16 protein-coding genes are annotated in these 17,335 nt (G+C 65.4%); 3 read left to right on the top strand and 13 right to left on the bottom strand.

Features of this window, described 5'->3' with window-relative positions:
• From V8201_RS10880 to V8201_RS10870, 3 genes are all read right to left on the bottom strand, one after another.
• A partial coding sequence (locus tag V8201_RS10880; RefSeq protein WP_336545295.1) for a cation:dicarboxylate symporter family transporter occupies window positions 1-386 on the bottom strand: 386 nt, incomplete at its 3' end.
• A 600-nt stretch (window positions 387-986) separates the two neighbouring features.
• Window positions 987-1,172, bottom strand: coding sequence for a hypothetical protein (locus V8201_RS10875; protein WP_336545294.1), 186 nt, complete (start codon window positions 1,170-1,172; stop codon window positions 987-989).
• 32 nt (window positions 1,173-1,204) lie between these two features.
• Window positions 1,205-1,459 (bottom strand): hypothetical protein, encoded by a 255-nt coding sequence (locus V8201_RS10870; protein ID WP_271299020.1) that lies wholly within the window; start codon window positions 1,457-1,459, stop codon window positions 1,205-1,207.
• 410 nt (window positions 1,460-1,869) lie between these two features.
• Here V8201_RS10870 and V8201_RS10865 point away from each other — a divergent pair, with 410 nt between their 5' ends.
• The gene (locus tag V8201_RS10865; protein ID WP_336545293.1) at window positions 1,870-2,178 is read left to right on the top strand and encodes a hypothetical protein; all 309 of its coding nucleotides are present in this window, start codon (window positions 1,870-1,872) and stop codon (window positions 2,176-2,178) included.
• Between the two features lie 60 nt (window positions 2,179-2,238).
• Here the strand turns inward: V8201_RS10865 and V8201_RS10860 are convergent, their stop codons facing one another.
• The 5 genes from V8201_RS10860 to V8201_RS10835 all read right to left on the bottom strand — a co-directional run bounded on the left by V8201_RS10860 (window position 2,239) and on the right by V8201_RS10835 (window position 6,413).
• On the bottom strand, window positions 2,239-2,460 hold the full coding sequence (locus V8201_RS10860; RefSeq protein ID WP_271299018.1) for a hypothetical protein: 222 nt from the start codon (window positions 2,458-2,460) through the stop codon (window positions 2,239-2,241).
• Between the two features lie 20 nt (window positions 2,461-2,480).
• Window positions 2,481-2,792: a hypothetical protein gene (locus V8201_RS10855; protein ID WP_336545292.1), complete on the bottom strand. Its 312-nt coding sequence runs from the start codon at window positions 2,790-2,792 to the stop codon at window positions 2,481-2,483.
• 113 nt (window positions 2,793-2,905) lie between these two features.
• On the bottom strand, window positions 2,906-3,109 hold the full coding sequence (locus tag V8201_RS10850) for a hypothetical protein (RefSeq protein WP_152542217.1): 204 nt from the start codon (window positions 3,107-3,109) through the stop codon (window positions 2,906-2,908).
• A gap of 1,299 nt (window positions 3,110-4,408) precedes the next feature.
• Window positions 4,409-5,329, bottom strand: a complete 921-nt coding sequence (locus V8201_RS10840) for an EthD domain-containing protein (protein WP_336545291.1) — start codon at window positions 5,327-5,329, stop codon at window positions 4,409-4,411.
• A 22-nt stretch (window positions 5,330-5,351) separates the two neighbouring features.
• Window positions 5,352-6,413 (bottom strand): SDR family oxidoreductase, encoded by a 1,062-nt coding sequence (locus V8201_RS10835; protein WP_037533670.1) that lies wholly within the window; start codon window positions 6,411-6,413, stop codon window positions 5,352-5,354.
• A gap of 102 nt (window positions 6,414-6,515) precedes the next feature.
• On the opposite strand from V8201_RS10835, the gene V8201_RS10830 reads away from it, so the two are divergent.
• Window positions 6,516-6,896, top strand: a complete 381-nt coding sequence (locus tag V8201_RS10830; protein WP_037533673.1) for a winged helix-turn-helix transcriptional regulator — start codon at window positions 6,516-6,518, stop codon at window positions 6,894-6,896.
• Between the two features lie 67 nt (window positions 6,897-6,963).
• Here V8201_RS10830 and V8201_RS10825 read toward each other — a convergent pair whose 3' ends face one another.
• Genes V8201_RS10825 through V8201_RS10815 form a run of 3 tightly spaced genes read right to left on the bottom strand, consistent with a single transcriptional unit; the run spans window position 6,964 to window position 10,144 of the window.
• Window positions 6,964-7,482 carry a response regulator gene (locus V8201_RS10825; RefSeq protein ID WP_051583371.1) on the bottom strand — a complete coding sequence of 173 codons (519 nt, stop codon included), beginning with the start codon at window positions 7,480-7,482 and terminating at the stop codon, window positions 6,964-6,966.
• Window positions 7,479-9,794, bottom strand: coding sequence for a PAS domain-containing protein (locus V8201_RS10820; RefSeq protein WP_336545290.1), 2,316 nt, complete (start codon window positions 9,792-9,794; stop codon window positions 7,479-7,481). The genes V8201_RS10825 and V8201_RS10820 overlap by 4 nt, the downstream gene beginning before the upstream one ends.
• A 50-nt stretch (window positions 9,795-9,844) precedes the next feature.
• Window positions 9,845-10,144 carry a hypothetical protein gene (locus tag V8201_RS10815; RefSeq protein WP_037533674.1) on the bottom strand — a complete coding sequence of 100 codons (300 nt, stop codon included), beginning with the start codon at window positions 10,142-10,144 and terminating at the stop codon, window positions 9,845-9,847.
• Between the two features lie 766 nt (window positions 10,145-10,910).
• On the opposite strand from V8201_RS10815, the gene V8201_RS10810 reads away from it, so the two are divergent.
• Window positions 10,911-12,518, top strand: a complete 1,608-nt coding sequence (locus tag V8201_RS10810; protein WP_336545289.1) for an alpha-N-arabinofuranosidase — start codon at window positions 10,911-10,913, stop codon at window positions 12,516-12,518.
• A gap of 176 nt (window positions 12,519-12,694) precedes the next feature.
• Here the strand turns inward: V8201_RS10810 and V8201_RS10805 are convergent, their stop codons facing one another.
• The gene (locus tag V8201_RS10805) at window positions 12,695-15,604 is read right to left on the bottom strand and encodes a TIM-barrel domain-containing protein (protein ID WP_336545288.1); all 2,910 of its coding nucleotides are present in this window, start codon (window positions 15,602-15,604) and stop codon (window positions 12,695-12,697) included.
• Window positions 15,601-16,992 (bottom strand): glycoside hydrolase family 43 protein, encoded by a 1,392-nt coding sequence (locus tag V8201_RS10800; protein ID WP_336545287.1) that lies wholly within the window; start codon window positions 16,990-16,992, stop codon window positions 15,601-15,603. Before V8201_RS10800 ends, V8201_RS10805 begins: the two co-directional genes overlap by 4 nt.
• Between the last annotated feature and the right edge of the window lie 343 nt (window positions 16,993-17,335).

Here is a 17,335-nt window from a genome sequence, read left to right as displayed (position 1 = left end):
GGGATCGTCCCGGTCGTGTTGAGCGTCGCCGCCAGCACGACGAACGCCGCCCCGGCGATCCCCGCCGCGCCCTTGGAGGTGAGCAGCAGCACCGCGATCAGCCCGAGTTCGTGCCAGACGGTCAGCTCGGTATTCGTCGCCTGCGCCAGAAACACCGCGACCGTGGTGAGGTACAGGCAGGTGCCGTCGAGATTGAACGAATAGCCGGCCGGGATGACAAAGCCGACGACGCTCTCCTCGCAGCCGAGCTTGCGCAGCGTCTGGATGAGCCGCGGCAGCACCGTCTCGGTCGACGTCGTGGCGGCGACGATGACGATCTCGTCCCAGATATAGCCAAGCAGCCGCCACAGGCTGACGCCGCCATACCAGGCTACCCCGCCCAGCACGGATCCTGGCTAATGACGCCATACACGGATCACCGTCGCCTCCAGGACTTTCGCCCGTTCTTATCGAGGCGGCGGCCCGTATCCGGTGTATGCCGGTTGCATCAGCGCCGCCATCGGTGCTCGGCCGCGTCAGGCACCAGGTGACATATGAGCGCAGTCTGGATCATGGCGGCCGGGAAGCCCGAGTCGGATAGCGACTGCGAATCGGGATGTACAAAAGACCGCTTTTGAGTGGAGACACAGTGCTTCTGAATGGTCGATAATGGTCATCCGTCATCGCGCGCCATACAGTCGCGCCGAGCAGGGTCAGCTTGGCTTACGTAACCTATTGGCGTAGCCTCCCGCCGAAGGGAGAGAATACCATGATAGCTCTTGCGTTGATGGCCTCCGTCGCACTGACTTTCACTGGCCAAGCCGCTCCATCCCCAAGCCGCAACGACGGCAGCGAGAAGAGGATATGCCGCCAAGATCCAAGCACCGGCACCATTCTGCCGAAACGGATCTGCCACACGAAAGCGGAATGGAACGCCATTCGGGCGCACGATGCTGTCGATACCGACAATGCCTTTGATCGGCGAGGTAATAACCGGTTGCCCGACGTTACGAAGTAGCGGCACGCAGGCGGGGCAGCATCTGCGATCGAAGCGCCTGCCGTGCAGCACGGGCAAAGGCGCGGAACGCAGCCTGCCACTTCGCGTCGGCTCCATCCCCCGGGAGATGTTCGTGGATCGTGGCGATGCGGCTGTGCCACAGCGTCTCGACATGAAGCTCGTCGACGGCTTCCACGGCGTTGCTTGGGCAGGGGCGACAGCGCGCGATCATCGTTTCAGCAGATCGGGGCATGGGTGCGGTTCGTGGACGTCCCATTCGCCGACCCGCGAATAGGCGCCGCCCGTCAGGTCGGGTTGCAGGATCACCGTTTCGCTGCGCGGCTCGCCCATGATTCGCTGAACCAGATCCTCGGCCACCGCATCGCGCGCTGCCTCGTCGGTCAGGCCCATCACCCGCTTCGGCGCAGGCTTCAGCACGGTGAACGCCACCCGGATCAGTGTCCGCAACTCGGAGCGTGTCATCAGCCTCAATGTGCCGGCCCCCATGGGTCGCGGGCGTCGAGCGTCCGCTCTTCGACGGTGCGACAGCTCACGAGGTGGAGCCGGTCAACCGATGGCAGGCGCCCAGACAATCCTCGCGTGACAAATTGATCGGAATAGGTCACGGATCGCCAGATCCGCGCAGGCAGATCGGCGAGGCTCTCGCCGCACGCAGCAGCGAGTGGGCGAAGGTTTTCGCGGGGCGACATGGGCGACTCCGAGTTCATCGATACCAAAGACGTTCTACATATGTTCCGGCAATAGCAACCCTGTCGTGTCGCGGAAATTGGGAACGTCCTCGGTCGCTCAGAGCTTTGTGCAGGTGATGACGCCGTCGATCGTGACGGTGTCCGTACCATCGCGCCAGGCGCGGAATGGGTGAGGAGCGTGCGATGCGGTGGCTTCTGGTGGGGATGGGAATGGGCCTGGCGCTGGCGGCATGCTCAAGCCCGGCGAAACAGGCTGAGCAGACCTACGACCTTGCATTTGCCAAGGGCAGCGCCGCCGAGCGCTGTGCGGCTGCGCGGGCGGTGAAGCAGGCCTATCAGAAGGCGGATGATACAGGCCAGGCAGAGACATGGCGCAGCAAGGAGGAAGAGGAGTGTCGGACGGCCCGGCTCGTCGGCAAGGGCAATGCCTCGCCTGCCGTAAGTGCGGCCCAGCTCGGACCCAATCCACCGCAATTCCACGAGACACACTGAGCGGGATCGTTGTCGGGCTCGGCGGCACCATCGTCGATGGCACCTTGCCCAACTCCCGCCTCAAGACCCTATGTCTGCGTCATCCGGTTTTGCGTCCACGCCGCGTGCCGCCAGAACGTCCCGCAGCTGACGCTGGATGCTGGCCCCGTTGAGATGACCATGAACGCCGTCATGGCCTTCCGCGGTCAGCTGTGATCGGATGTCGCCGACCGAATGGCACGCTCCGGCACGCGCAAGCTGGAACGCCCGTTCGATCGTGCTGATGGTGTTGTCTCTGCTCACGCTTTTGCCCCTGCCTTGGATTATTCTTTAGCCTTTTTCGGATCCGTCGCTCTGCGTCCCGTCGTACGCTCCGCAGCGACGAACTCCGAGGAGCGCAGGTTGATACGATCGTAGAGCTCCAGCAGCCGATTGACATCATCCACGACCGCGGCCTGCTCTCGTCGCCAGCGATTGGAAGCATCGGCAGTGGCGATACCGTCGCGACCGTCGTGGATCGTGAAGCCCTGATCGAGCAACCATAACGCATCCTGCGCCCGCGAGCGTTGCCGCCTCAGATGGGACACCCATTGATCAATAACCCCTGATGGGACCAGTCTTTCAAGCTCGCTCATTCTGGCCGCCTATCCGCGTTCCAATGCTCCTACCAGAAAAGGTTGGGGGTCAATTTGGGACCCGCGCCGTCCATGGCGATCCGAAGCCATGCACGCGGCAGGATCGATCGACCTCACAGCCTCATCATCGCCAGAACCAGTCCGGTCGTCGCGCCGTAAAAAGCCACCTGCCACAGCGCCAGAAAGCCGAGCGCCAAGCCCGGATTGCCTTGAGCATATTCGCGCCTGACCGCATTCTTCACGACCGCTGGAATGAGCCAGCTACGGTGCAAGACGTGCAGCATCCTGCGTTCGGCCGGCGACAGTGGATCTTGCATCATACCCCTCGTGATCGTCGCCCGCCGGCCGCATCAAGCGACGGTCAGACCTCGCTTAGAACCCACGCCTTACGATCCGCCACCAGCGTCTGATCCGTTCCAGCCAAGGGCGGCGAACACCTTTTGGCGGCCTTGGCGTCATGCGGCGTCGATCGCGGTAAGTGGTCTTCCGGCGGGCCATGCCCCCTGATGGCGAGCTCGGATTGCATAGACCGTGAACACGATCGTCTGACGCGGTTCAGCTACGCCTGCCGCCGACACAGCGATGATCAAGGCGAGCCGCAGGATTGGCGCGACGTTGCTGCTTGACGTCGCGAAATGGTCGACGCGGTATCGCGAGGCTCGATCAGCGGGCGGAGGATGCCCAATGGCTCCGTCAAAGCAGGTGCACCGGCTGCCAAGCGAACGCGGGTGGGGCGGGCATATGTTCCGCCCGCGCAAGCCCGCCAGTCCGTTTCGCTACGTCAACGCGTCACCTGCGGTGATCCGCTTGGCGGTGCTGCTGTCCGTGCGCCTCCCGCTGTCGCTGCGGACCGTCGAGGATTTGTGCCCCGGGCGGGGGATCGATAGCCGCCCGTTGCGTTCGACGAAGATGATGCCGCGCAACATCCGCGGGTTGCTCACCAGAGGCTTGCCATGGCTCTTGGGACGATACGGTTACAGCCGCTCAATCGGTACGATGCTCACATCAAATGGGTCCCAACGTTGGACCAGCTTGCGACAGGTCGATCCGATGGCCGGCCACCGACAATCAAGAGCCAATCTCCAGACGTATCGGGCGCGGCTGGTCGACGTGATCAAACGGGTGAACGATCTTGCTGTCGGGTCGAGGCGTATTTTCCCGGCGGTGTGCGTACCTCCAGACCCCGAATCCGATCAGAGAGACTGGAGCAGCCTTGTCCAAGCGATCAGCGGAGACCGATTTTGCGCGACTCGCTCTTGCCGAACTCGAAGCAGCAGCGGCTTCCGCCTCGCCTCAAGAGAAGAAGGCCCATTTGGATCAGGCTGCGGTCTATGCAGCCAGGGACGAAGCCGAGCGTCGTGTCATAGTCTCCGCATCGTCACGGCGGCTCGATACGAGACCATGACCCGCGAACCTTACGATGGGATGAGCGGGCTATCGGCCGGCTGAGGCGCCGGCTTCCGGGGTGGCCGCCGCGCGCGGCAGCACGCGGTCCTCATCGACGAACGGCATCGGCAGGGACGCAAGCCGTTCGCCTCGGTCGGCCGAATGTGGGTCTTCAGGGGCGGGTCGGTCGGCGGCCATCCTCGTTGACGACGGCAGCCGACACGCGACCGTCAATCGAGCCTGCCGGTCAGCATCAGATGACGAACAGCCTCATCGGCCTGATTGACCGCGCCGAGCCGCTCGATGAGCTGCGCCGGCCGGCTGCCCCTCAGACCGGCAAGCGTCAGCGTCTTGTCGCGGACATAGGTGTACATGCCGCTGACCGCGAACGCCGTGACGTGGCCGATATGCTGCTTCTGCGCCTCGACCGTATCGGAGAAGACGTCGGACGCGAAGAAGCGTCGCCGAACCAGCGGCGTGGCGAAGGTGAGATCGAGGATCGCCAGGCGCTCGCGTTCCGGCGGAACGGTGTGCGCCACGTCCGGCGCGGGGGGCGCGGGATCGCCATTATCATAGACCTCTGGCAGATGCAGGCGGACGCGCAGCAGCGCCGGGTCGGCGGCGAGCGTTTCGGCGAAAGCCGTCATGAACGCAGCGAACGCGTCCGGGTCTTTGCCACCCGGGCCGAAGTGGATGTGCATGCGATCGAACGCATCGTTGCCATTCGGACTGGGGTCGACGATCCGGTCGACCAACGTCCGCGAGCCGTGCGGCAGCGCATAGGCGATCGTCGCAGCAAACATATTCTGCTCGTCGGAGAAGAGGATCGACGATGCTTCGTTGAAGGTCGCCTGATCGGCAGCATCGGCGAAGCCGATCTCCACCCCGCCATCGAGCACATAGTCGGGGAAGGGTTCGATTCCCGCCTGCGCCGGCCAGAGGTGCGCGTCCTGTTCGCGGTCGAGATGATATTGCACGTACCACCCCAATCCCGGCACCCGCGAGCAGAGCGGTCCGTGTACGTCCCGCCAATAGGTCGCGAACACCTCATGGGGAACCTGCGGCCGCTTCAGGACGGTGGTGTAGGTGTTGATCGCGATGGCAGCGTCGCGGCTGGCGTAATCGGCATCGTGGCGATGATCATGGGTCATGGGCGTTCTCGTATAAGTCGGGTCAGGGGATCAGGCGATCGACACGCAGCTGCTCGAACAGCGCGAAGAAGGCATCGTCGGTCGGCTGATAGGCCGTGAAGCCAAGCCGGCGGCTCTTCGACATGTCGGTCACGACTTCGATGGGGCGGCCGAGATCGGCATCGGTATGCCAGGGGGAGGCGAGCCGGGTAAGATCGGGTTCGGCCAATCCTTCGCGTTCGGCGATGCGACGCCACGTCGGGCCATCATTCGCCATTTGCTGTTCGAGTGGCCGCGGTGTGCCATCGAAGGGCGCGACCTCCAGCCCGAACCAATCGGCAATGCGACCCCACATCCATGCCCAGCGGAAGACATCCCCGTTGACGATGTTGAACGCCTGATCGTGCGCGGCCGGCGTCTCTGCGGCCCACAGCAGCTGTCGGGCCAGCTGGCCGGCGTCGGTCATGTCGGTCAGCCCCGACCATTGGGCGGCCGAGCCGGGGAAGGCGAGGGGGCGGCCGGTCTCGCGGCAGAGGGTGGCGTAGACGGCCAGCGTCGTCCCCATGTTCATGGCATTGCCGACGGCCTTGCCGATCACGGTGTGCGGGCGATGGACGCTCCAGCTGAAGCCGTCCCGCGCCGCCGCCGCGAACACCTCGTCCTCCTGCGCATAATAGAAATTCTCGACGTCAAGCCGGCCCTGTTCCTCGCGGAACGGCGTCTGCGGCAGCGTGCCTTTGCCATAGGCCTCGAACGGCCCGAGATAATGTTTGAGGCCGGTGACGAGCGCGACGTGTCTCGGCCCGGTCGGCTTGGGCAAGCCATCGAGGAGGTTGCGCACCATCGCCGAATTGACGCGAATGTTCTCCGCCTCGCTGTCCTGACGCAGCCAGGTGGTGATGAACACGGCGTCCGGATGGATGCCGGAGAGCGCCGACTTCGTCGCTGCGGCATCCTGCAGATCGGCCGCGATCGGACGGAGGCCGGCTTGTCCGGTGGGACGTCGGGCGAGCCCGTATACCGTCCAGCCTTGCTCGACGAGCAGCTTTGCCGTCGCGCTGCCGACAATACCACTCGCGCCCACCACCAATGCTGTCTTGGCCATGATGATCCTTCCCAGTGTCTCGATCGTCCAGAGCTAGGCAGCGGATCGCCCGGGTTCTAGACGGCACCAAACAGGGGGCCAGGCACCGGGAGGTAACCACATATGCAGCCGGGATCGATCGAGGACGAATGGCGTGAGGATTGCGCGCCGCGGCGCGTGCTGGCGTTGTTCGCGACGAAGTGGACGAGCATGGTTCTGCACACGCTGCACGCCCGGCATCAGGGCGCCTGCCGGACGGGGGCGTTGCAGCGCAGCCTGCCCGGCGTGTCCAAGAAGATGCTCACCCAGACCCTGCGCGAGATGGAGGAGGTGGGACTCGTCACCCGTCATGTGTTCAGCGCCATTCCGCCGGCCGTCGAGTACAGGCTCACGGCGCTCGGCCAACGCTTCGTCGAACCGGTGGAGCTGCTCTACGCCTGGGGTCGCGACAATGCGGACGCGCTCGATCAGCTCGGAAGCCGCCCGACCGCCCGGCGTATCTGATCGAGGCCGCGTCAGGGGTGTTTGAATCGACCGCCGTGCCGCCTCATGCCCGCGACGATGGTGCCGTTTATATCTCGGCTGCGACGTCTGCGGCTTCGCATAGTTTTGCCACGAGCAGCGTTTCGCCGTGTTCCTCGGCAACGGTAATCAGGTAAGCTAGGCATTCGCGGAGATTCGTCATGGCGGATGGATCGTCCGTTCCCGCAGCGCGTGTCCCGCCCCCGTCACCGTCGAGCAATGCCTTGACGATGCAGGATGTATCGATCGGTTTCTCACACCGTTTGAGCAACGCATAGGCGGGGGGGACATCGGCGCGATCGTTGCCCGTGGCGAAGACGCATCTGGCGCCGCGGGCGAGCAGCACGTCGACGACCGGATAGACCTTCGCCTCTCCCAGATTGATGTCGAGCACGGCGGAATCGACATCGTCGTGTTCCAGCAGCAAGGCCAGCGCCCCTTCCACGTCCGATGCGGGGCCGATCACCGTCGCGCCGGCCTTGCGGAGATTGCGGCTCACCGCCTCGGCGATCATATATTCGTCTTCGACGACCAGAACGCGACGATCGTGCAGCAGGGCTTCGCTCATCGGTCTTCCTCACTCTCGTGGCGATCCGCGACCACCGGTACGCTGATCGTGCAGCGGAGGCCGTCGTCGGTAAAGGTGTAGCTCGTTCTGGCTTTCAGCTGGAACGGGAGCGCCCGTTCGATCAGCTCGCGTCCGTAACCGACGCGCGTATCCTTCCCGGCGGCGCGGGGCGGTGCCAGCCCGCTTTCGATCCATTCGACGGTCAGGATCCCGCGTTGGCCATCCTGCCGCGTCACCGACCAGGCAATCGCCAGCCTGCCCGATGCGACGGTCAACGCGCCGTGCTTGACCGCATTCGTGGCGAGCTCGTGCAGCGCCAACGCCAAAGCCTGCACGGCGCCCGACCGCAGCGGAATGCCGGATGGCCCGCGCAGGATGATGCGGGCATCCAGGGTATCGCCATCGTTGGCGCCGAGCGCGCACAGTTCGGATTGCAGCAGCGCGTCGAAGGTGACCTTCCTGCCGGCGCAGGCGTGCGAGAGCAGGCCCTGCACACGGGCGAGGGCCGACAGGCGATCGGCGAAGCGCGTCTTGAAGTCGGCGAGCGACGATGCGCCGTCGAGCGTCTTCTCTGACAGCGCCTGCACAACCGCGATAAGGTTGCGGGTCCGGTGCTGGAGCTCCGCGACCATCACGCCTTGGCGCGCCTGCGCCTGACGGAGATCGTCGATGTCGTTCGCGGTGCCGAGCCATTCGACGATGTGTCCGGCTGCGTCGCGGATCGGCTTGGCGCGCATCGCGAACCACCGATAGGCGCCGTCCTGCCGGCGCAACCGGTGCTCGCCCTCGAAGCAGCCGACCGCTGCCGCTTCGGTCCAGGCGGACAAGGCCGCGGCCCTGTCCGCGGGATGGAGGATGCGCAGCCAGCCGAAACCTCGGCTGTCCGCCTCGGACTGACCGGTGAAGGTCAGCCATTGCGGGCTGGCCCAAGTCCATTCCGTGGAGCAGTCCGCCCGCCAGAGCAGCTGGGGGATTCCCTCGAGCACGACTCGGGTGCGGCGTTCGCTGCCCTCCAGTGCCCGTTCCAGCCGCTTGCGCTCGTCGATATCGATGTTCATGCCGAGCCACTTGACGACGTGACCCGCCTCGTCGCGCAGCGGCACGGCGCGGACATTCATCCAGCGGTAGGTGCCGTTCGCCTTGCGCAGCCGATATTCGGCGTCGATGCTGCGCCGCTTACGAACGGTTTCGCGCCATTTCTCGCTGATGGCGGTACGATCGTCCGGATGTATCGCGCTGAGCCAGCCCTGGCCCTTCCACTCGTCGAAGCTTTGCCCCGTATAGGCGCGCCAGTTCGGGCTGTCCGTCTCAACGAGCCCGTCGCTGGCCGTTTCCCAAGTCGCCAAAGCGACGCCGTCGATCAGCAGCTGCGCACGCGCCTCGTTTTCCCGCAACGCCTCGGAGGCGCGCTTCAGCGCATCGATGTCGCTGATCACGCTCGCCTGGCCAGTGACCCGTCCCTGTTCGTCGTGAATGGGAACGGTGGCGACCCTGGTCCACACATGCCGATCCTGATCGACGCGGAAGAGCATTTCCTGTCCAGGCACGGTGCGCTCACCGCGCAAGGCGCGGGCGCCGGGATAATCGTAAAGCGCGAGTACCCCGCCTTCGTCGTTCCATGCCTGCCATCGGCCCCGGTTGGCCGGATCGCGCGACGGCATGATGCCTCCCGGCAAGAAGCGGCGATATTCGCTGTTCGCGACGACGATGCGGCCCTGCGTGTCGAGCATGGCAATCCCGGCGGGCACGCTTTCGAATGCCGCCGCGAGCTGTGCCTCACTGATGCGCAGAGCGGCTTTGGCGCGCGAAGCATCGATGGCCGTCGACAATCGGTCCGACGTCTCCTGCAGGATTTCGACATCGGCATCCTTGAAGCTCCGGGGATGCCGGTAGTGCAGGAAGATGAAGGCGCACAGCGCAACACCTTCGAACAGCGGAAGGGCGATCGCGGCTCCGACCCGCATGCCGGCATAAGCGGCTTTCTCGACAGAGGTCAAAGCGGGATCATCGGCGACATCGCTACGGACATCGACCGCGCCCCGGCGAAGTCGGTCGCATAACGGTATCGCGAAAGCGGCGGTTTGATGATCCCCGATCAGATATGGAGAGACGATGGCGGTGTCGCTGACCACCGTCACCGACCCGTCCGTCGCCGAGATTTCCGCATAGCCGCTCCGATCCGCCCGGAACTCCTCGTCCAGCATGGCGCAGGCCGTCGCTTGGATCTCCGCGGCGTCGTCGATCGGTCGAACGGCGGCGCCGAGGCGTCGCATGAAGCTCGGCCGATCCCCGATCTCGCCGACAGGCGACACGGAGGGCCCATCGTCGGAGGGTGCCACGCCTTAGGCTCGGTTTCGCATGGTCAATCCAGCGCTCGCTGAGCCGCGTACACGGCCTCCATGGTGGCGATGACGAGCCGATGACCTTTCTCGCTGAGCGCCAGGAACCTGTCCCGCCGGTCGATCAGCCCTTCCTTCTCCAGTGCCGCCACCCATCGTGCCACGACTCTTGGCGACGTCGCGCCGGGAACGTCGAGTTCGCCGATCTCGAGATAGCGGGCGTCGTCCTCCGCCACATGGAGCAGCAGGAGTGTGTCGAGCGGCGTCGACGCGTGATAGCCATGGGGGAGGGAGGCTGCGATCTCGCGAGACGCACTCAGCATGCGCTGGGCAAGCTTCTTGGTGGTCGTCGGCGCGAACCGTGGGTCTCCTCCCGCCGCCTTGAGAACTCTAGACAGCTGACACCCCCTTCGCCGTATCGCGGGAGGCTACCATCCGCCTGTTCGTCCTGTCGATAACCTATTGTTGACGTTGCGTTTGCGCCTTGCGCCGCGGCGTGTCGGGGCGCCGCCGGGCCAAGATTGATGAACAGGTGCCGGACGTCGGGCGGCGTATGCAGCGAGTCGAATGCCTGCAGTTACAGCGATCAGGCCGATGATCACTGTTGAACTATAGTCGAGGCCAGTGCGCATGCAGGATTCCCGCGACCGTGACGTGGCGGCACCATCGCCCGTGACGCTGCCGCCAGCTCCGATGATCGCGTCATCGCCGATCCAGACGGTGCGCCAATCCTTGGGTCGACATCGATCGACAAAGGCTCACCGGGTGGAGGCTGCGACCGCCGTCAGCGCTCGCGACCGTCGGCAATCGACAAAGGCATATCAAACGAAATTCGTCCAACCCATCTCGGTTCTTGCCGGGGCTGCAGGCTGGCCTCCGCGGTTCGCAGCGCTGACCTTCCGTACGCGGACGCCTTGGCTAGCGTGCGCTCCGCCTTCTCCACCGGTAGTTCGGCAGCGGACCAGCGGTGATCGGCCTCGCCCATCAGCAGTCCGGCCCGCCCGTGATGATCGTTGCGCCGCGCTCCAACTGTTCCTACCCTTCCGGCAAAGCGTCGCGTGACAGACGGCGATGGTGGGAGAGGGCGGCATGAAAGCACGGTTTGGCATGGCGGCGATCGCCCTGGCGACGGTTTGCAGCGCCGCGCCGGCGCAGCAGGCTGCGGTGAAGGTGACGGTCACCGGCAACGGCACCGGCCCCCGGATCGATCGCAACATCTTCGGTCAGTTTGCCGAAAATCTGGGGTCGGGCATCTATGGCGGCATCTGGGTAGGGGACCACTCGCCGATCCCCAATGTCCGCGGGATCCGCAGCGACGTCGTCGGCGCGCTGCGCGCGCTCAAGGTGCCGAGCGTGCGCTGGCCGGGCGGCTGTTTCGCGGACGAATATCACTGGCGTGACGGCATCGGCCCACGCGCGAAGCGCGCCGTGACGGTGAACGGCAGCTGGGGCAATGCGCTCGAGAAGAACGATTTCGGCACCGACGAATTCTTCGACTTCCTCGATCAGATCGGGTCCGGCGCCTATATCTCGGTCAACATGGGGTCGGGCAGCGTCAAGGAGGCCGCCGACTGGATGGCCTATATGACCGCCGATCCCGGGACGACGGCGGGCGCGGAACGCGCCGCCAACGGTCACCGCGCGCCCTATCGGGTCAAGTTCCTCGGGATCGGCAACGAAAGCTGGAGCTGTGGCGGTGCGTACAAGCCGGACTATTATGTCGACGAGATGAAGCGCTACGCGCGCTTTGCACGCAATCTCAACATCGAGCAGAACGGCACCGACAATCCGGCCGGCGGCTCGGTCGCCGGCACCGACCCGATGCGCAGGATCGCGGTCGGCCCCGGATCGCCCAACACCGATTATACCGAGGCGGTCATGCGCGCCTGGAAGGGACATGACTGGGCGTGGAGCATCGAGGGGCTGTCGATGCACAATTATACCTGGGTCGCCTGGCCGCCAAAATATGCCAGCACCGGCTTCGGCGAGCGCGAATATGCCACGCTCGTCAAGGATACGCTGAAGATGGAGGACATGATCCGCATCCATTCGGCGGTGATGGACACCTACGATCCCGAGAAGAGGGTGCCGCTCGTCATCGACGAATGGGGCGTCTGGCTGGAGAAATTGCCCGGCAGCCGCGACGGCTTCCTGCACCAGCAGAATTCGATCCGCGACGCGATCATTGCGTCGATCAACCTCAACATGTTCACGCGCCATGCCGACCGGGTGCGGATGACCGCGATCGCCCAGATGGTGAACGTGCTCCAGGCGATGATCCTGACCGATGGTCCGAAGATGGTCCTGACGCCGACCTATCATCTGTTCAAAATGTATGTGCCGTTCCAGGATGCGACGCGGCTGCCGATCAGCTTCGATGCCGGCAGCTATCGCTTCGGCGACGTGACCGTGCCACGCATCGATGCGATCGCGGCGCGCGGCACCGATGGCAAGGTGTGGATCGCGCTGACGAACGTCGATCCCAATCAGCCCGCGCGGATCGACGTGCAGATCGACGGTGTCCGTGGGCGTTCGGCGTCGGGAACCGTGCTGACCGCGGACCGCGTCGACGCGATCAACAGCTATGAGCATCCCGATAGCGTGGTGCCGCGCCCGATCACCGCGCGCGTTGATCAGGGGCGTGTGCAGATGACCCTGCCGTCGAAGTCGGTGGCGGTGATTTCTGTCGAACCATGAGGTGCGGCAAGACGCGCGAAAAGGTCGGGCATGTCGATCGACGACATGCATCATGTACCTTTCCGCAGCACAGGCACCTCTGTCCGGGCTTGCCCGGCCTTTCCACGGCACCTCAGGCGAGGGGAGCCCGATGAGCCGCATCACGCCGGCGCAGAACGTGCGCGGCAGGCATCCGGTCAGAAACGCAGCGTGAGCGCCCGACCTTCATAGGCGATTTGGCGTGTCTCCGGTGGCCGCGCCGGCGCTCCGCCGGCACCGGCCATCAGCGTGACACGCAGCGTCCGCCGCTTGACGAGGGTAGGGAAGGTGCCACGGCGCTCCCCGATCGTCAGGGTCCTCCGGCCGTCATCCCAATGCAGATCGTAGCGCGCCGACTGGCCCTTTTCATAGGCGTAGGTCTCGTTATCGTCCTCGTACAGCGTGAAATCGCCGTCCGCGCCCGGATAGATGCGCACGTCATACGGCGCATCTGGCTGCTCCGTCGCATAGTGGAGAACGGGTCCCATCGGCAGGATCGTCCCGGCGCGCACGTAGAGCGGGATCACGTCCAGCGGCGCGGCGCGTGCGACGGTCTGACCACCCGGATAGCGGTCGTTGGTCCAGAAATCATACCAGCTGGTGCCGCGCGGCAGATAGGTGCGCATCGTCAGATCGCGCGGCGCGTTGCGCACCGCCGCATCGCGGGCCAACGCACCCGGCGTCCGCCAGATGAAGCGGAACACGCGTCCGCCTTCGGGGTGGAAGAACTCCAGCCGCACCGGCAGCCGTTCCCCCCTCTTGAGCGTATTGCGCACCGTGCGGGTACGGGTGGCGCTGCGATTCCAGTCGTCGATGGCGGGCTTGCCGTTGAGGAACAGGCGCATGCCGTCGTTGCCGGTGAGGCCGATCTCATATTCGCCATCCTCCGGCGCGATCAGATCGCCCTGCCATCGCGCGGAGAAATGATCGAGCGAGCCGAGGCCCGGCGGCAGTTCGGCGAGCGGCGGATCGGGCCAGGTGTGATCGATCGTCGCATCGAGCGCACGCCCGGCGGGCCTGTCGAAATTCTCGCCGGCGAAATATTGGACCGCCAGCCCGGTCTTGCCGTCGGCGCTGCGCAAGACGTCGGCCGGCACCGTACCCGCCGCGGAGGGCAGGATATGGTACATCGCGCGCGTCACCGGATGGACGAGCAATGACGATCCGAACATGAAGCTGTCGTTGATGCTGCGCACCGCCGGGTCGTCGGGAAAATCCATCGGCAAGGCCCGCATCAGCGTGTACCCGTCCGACGTCACCCGCGCGCTCAGGCTGTAGATATAGGGCAGCAGGCGATAGCGCAGGTGCGCGCTGTCGAGCAGGGTCTTGTAGACCGCCGGATCGAGCGTCTTGAAGATATACGGCTCGCGCTCGACGCTGGTACCATGGACGCGCATGATCGGGTTGAAGGTCGCATATTGGAACCAGCGGGCGAACAGCTCGCGCCACGCCGGACTCTTCTCGCCACCGGGAAAGTCGCTGACGAAAAAGCCGCCGGTGTCCTGCGTCCAATAAGGGTTGCCGGTGATGGTAACGTTGACGCCGCCCGACACCTGTTGCGCGAAGGTGCGCCAGTTCGCGTAAATGTCGCCCGACCACGATGCCGCCGCGGTACGCTGCGCACCCGCCCAGGCCGAGCGCGTCAGCGTGAAGACGCGCTTGTCGCTGCTGGCGCGCTCGCCGTCATAGGTGCCCTGCGTCGTCAGCAGCGAATAGGGACTGAGGTAGCGCGTGAAGTCGCCCAGCGCGTTGCGACCCAGCGCCTTGGTGTCCCGCACATTGTCGACCGGATTCCACATCGCCGAGCTGACCTCGACCTCGGTGCCATCCATCCACAAGGCGTCGACGCCTTTGTCGAGCAGGCCGGACTTGACGTAGCGGAAATAGATCTGGCGGCCGAGCGGGCTGTACGCGTCGTAGACGCGGGCTTGCTTGGATATCCAGTGCAGCGGCTGGAAGCGAAGGCCGTGGCGGTCGAGCGCGCGGGCGAGCGGCGTGTCGTTGCCGACCGAGGGCCAGATCGACACCATCAGCTTCATGTGCAAATCGTGGATGTCGCGGCTCATCGCCACCGGGTCCGGATAGCGTTTCGGGTCCCACATCATCCCCGACCAGGTGCCGTCCTTCTCGCCGCCCCAATATTGCCAGTCCTGCACGATGTAATCGAGCGGGAAGCCTTCGCGCCGGAAGGTGCGCGCGACGTCGACGAGGCGGTCCTGCGTCGGATAGCGCTCCTTGCTCATGAACAGCCCGAAGGCCTGTTTGGGGAACATCGGCGCGTCGCCGGTCAGCCAGCGATAGGCGCCGACCACGCCGTCCATCGTGTCGGCGGCCATGACGTAATAATCGACACCGCCCGGCGCGCTCTCCGCCCAGAGCCGGGCGCCGTCCGCATCGTCCCTGAAGCGCATCTGCGAATAGCTGTCCCACAGCACGCCATAGCGTTCCGTCGAGACCATAACGGGGATGATGATGCCGACGTTGGTCTGCACCAGCAGCAGATCCTTGCCGCGCCGGTTGACCTCGTCGTCGGCGGTGAAGCCGAAGCCATAAATGCCTTCGTCCGGCTTGAGCGTGAACCGGTTTTCCACCTCGTAGGTCGGCGCGCCGGAGATCATGCGTCTGCTGATCGTCTGCGGCGCGTCGGCCTTCTCGCGCGTGAGCAGCCGGCCCGCCGCGTCATAATAACTGGCGGCACCGGATCGTTTGTCGATGACGATGCGCAGTCTGGCGTCGCTCACCGTAAGCGTGTCTGCGTCGTCGCCAACGGTGAAGGGCACGTCGCCGGGCGCGCGGATCACGACGAGGCTGCGGGCCGTCCAATAGGACTTGCCGAGGTTCGCGCTCACCCGCACGACGCCGGGGGCGTAGAAGATCAGCGATTTGGTCACGCCGCCGAGCGTGAACTGCACGCCGTTGCGCAGGCGCCGGTAGTGGAATCCGGCATCGGCCGGCACCGGCGCGACCGCCTGCACCTGCCCGAGCGCATCGAGGCCGGTGGGCGCCTGCGCGACGACGGGGGCCGTCGCACACAGCGCCGCAGCGGGAGCGATCCAATACCCCTTCATGCCTTCGCTCCCCTCGGCATCGCATCGAACTGCCAGCTATCCACATCCACCAGCGACGCGGTGTCACCGCCGCGGAAGATCAGGTACAGATCGTGCACGCCGCGCGCGGCGGAGACGGCGGCGGTCTTCTCCCGCCACGCGCCCGCGTCGCCGACCGGCAGCGTGCCGATCACCGGCCCGTCGGTACGATCCAGCCGCAGCTCGATCGTCGCGCCGGGCGTGCCGTTGGCGATGCGGGCGCGGAACGCGCGTGCGCCCGCGCCGAAATCGACGCCGGCGACCTTGATGTAGCTGCGATCGCCGGTGCGGGTGACATAGACGGCGCCGTTGCCATCCCCGGCGGTGGTGACGCCGGGCGTCCAGGCATAGGGACGATCGCGGTCGCGTTTGATCCGCGACGTCCAGGCGATCGTCTCTGCCTCGACCCGTCTATAGGGATCGAGCGTGCCGATCCGCGGAGCGCTGGTCCTGTCCCACCAATGGAGGTTGGGGATGGTGCCGTCGGCATTGTAGCTGAACTTCGCGACCGAGACGGAGCGACGCTCGTGGTGGATCGGCGTCAGCGCGAAGTTGAGATCGTAGCTGAAGCCGAACAGATAGGACCCGCCCTTATAGTCGATGATGCCGGGGTGGTTGCCGGTGGCGCGGCTGTCGTGGTCCATGATCGGCCCCTTGTACGTCCACGGGCCGGTCGGCCGCTCGCTCATTGCATAGCCGATGCCTTCGGAGCAGCAGGTCGAGGCGAAGGCCATGTAATAATGACCGTTGCGACCATAGAACCACGGCCCTTCCTGATAGTCGGTGAGGCGCGGCTGCACCTTGGTGACCGGTCCGGAATAGCTCACCATGTCGGGGTTGAGCCGGACGTACCACAGGTCCGGATTCCCCCAATACAGATAGGCCTGCCCGTCCCCGTCGATCCAGACGGTGGGATCGAAGAAGCCCTCGCCCGGCGCGATCAGCGGCTTGCCGAGCGCATCGCGGAACGGCCCGGCGGGACTGTTGGCGACCGCGACGGCGATCACGTTGCGCGGCGATCCCGCGACGGTGATCGGCGCGTAGAGGTAAAATTTGCCGTTGCGCGCGATCACCTGCGGCGCCCAGGCGTCGTTGGTCTGGTTCGCCCATGGGAAGGTCCTCAGCGACGCGACCGTACCGCGATCCGTCCAGTTCGCCATGTCGGTCGAGCTGTACAGGTGCCAGTCGAGCATCCTGAAGCCGTCGGCATCGTCCTCGTCATGGCTGGTGTAGAGATAGACGACGCCGTCATGCACGATCGGCGCGGGATCGGCGGTGAACCGCGTCTGGATAATGGGGTCTGCCTGCGTGGGGACGGGCAGGGTCGCCGCGAGCAGGGCGAGCGCGAGGGGATGGCGGAAGCCTGTCATCGCGGGCGTCTCCCTGAACGGTGCGACGGCGGCCGGTCCGCTGTCGGACATTCGGCGGCGCGGTGCGGGGGAACGGGCCGTACCTTGCGGTGGGTGCGCGTCTTGCGCCGGGCGGAGGCGGAGCCGACCGTGGACTTGGCGCGCACGACCGGAGTCATGAACATCCTACCGACGTCGCCATCGTTCGACACCTTCGGGGTGCGCCGGGTGACGGCAGCGGCGCGAGGCGCTTGGCGAACGGGGATCCCGCTCAGCATCGTTGCGCATCCCGGCAGGACCAGAATGTCCGCACCCTTGATCTCCCGTGGCGCCGTGTGTCCGGCTTTGCCGGATAATCTAGCTC

The organism is Sphingomonas kyungheensis (genome assembly GCF_037120395.1).
In the GTDB taxonomy this organism is placed as follows: Bacteria; Pseudomonadota; Alphaproteobacteria; order Sphingomonadales; family Sphingomonadaceae; genus Sphingomonas; species Sphingomonas kyungheensis.
The sequence above is the reverse complement of the archived record's forward strand: the minus strand, read 5'-3'. Positions and strand labels throughout refer to the sequence as shown.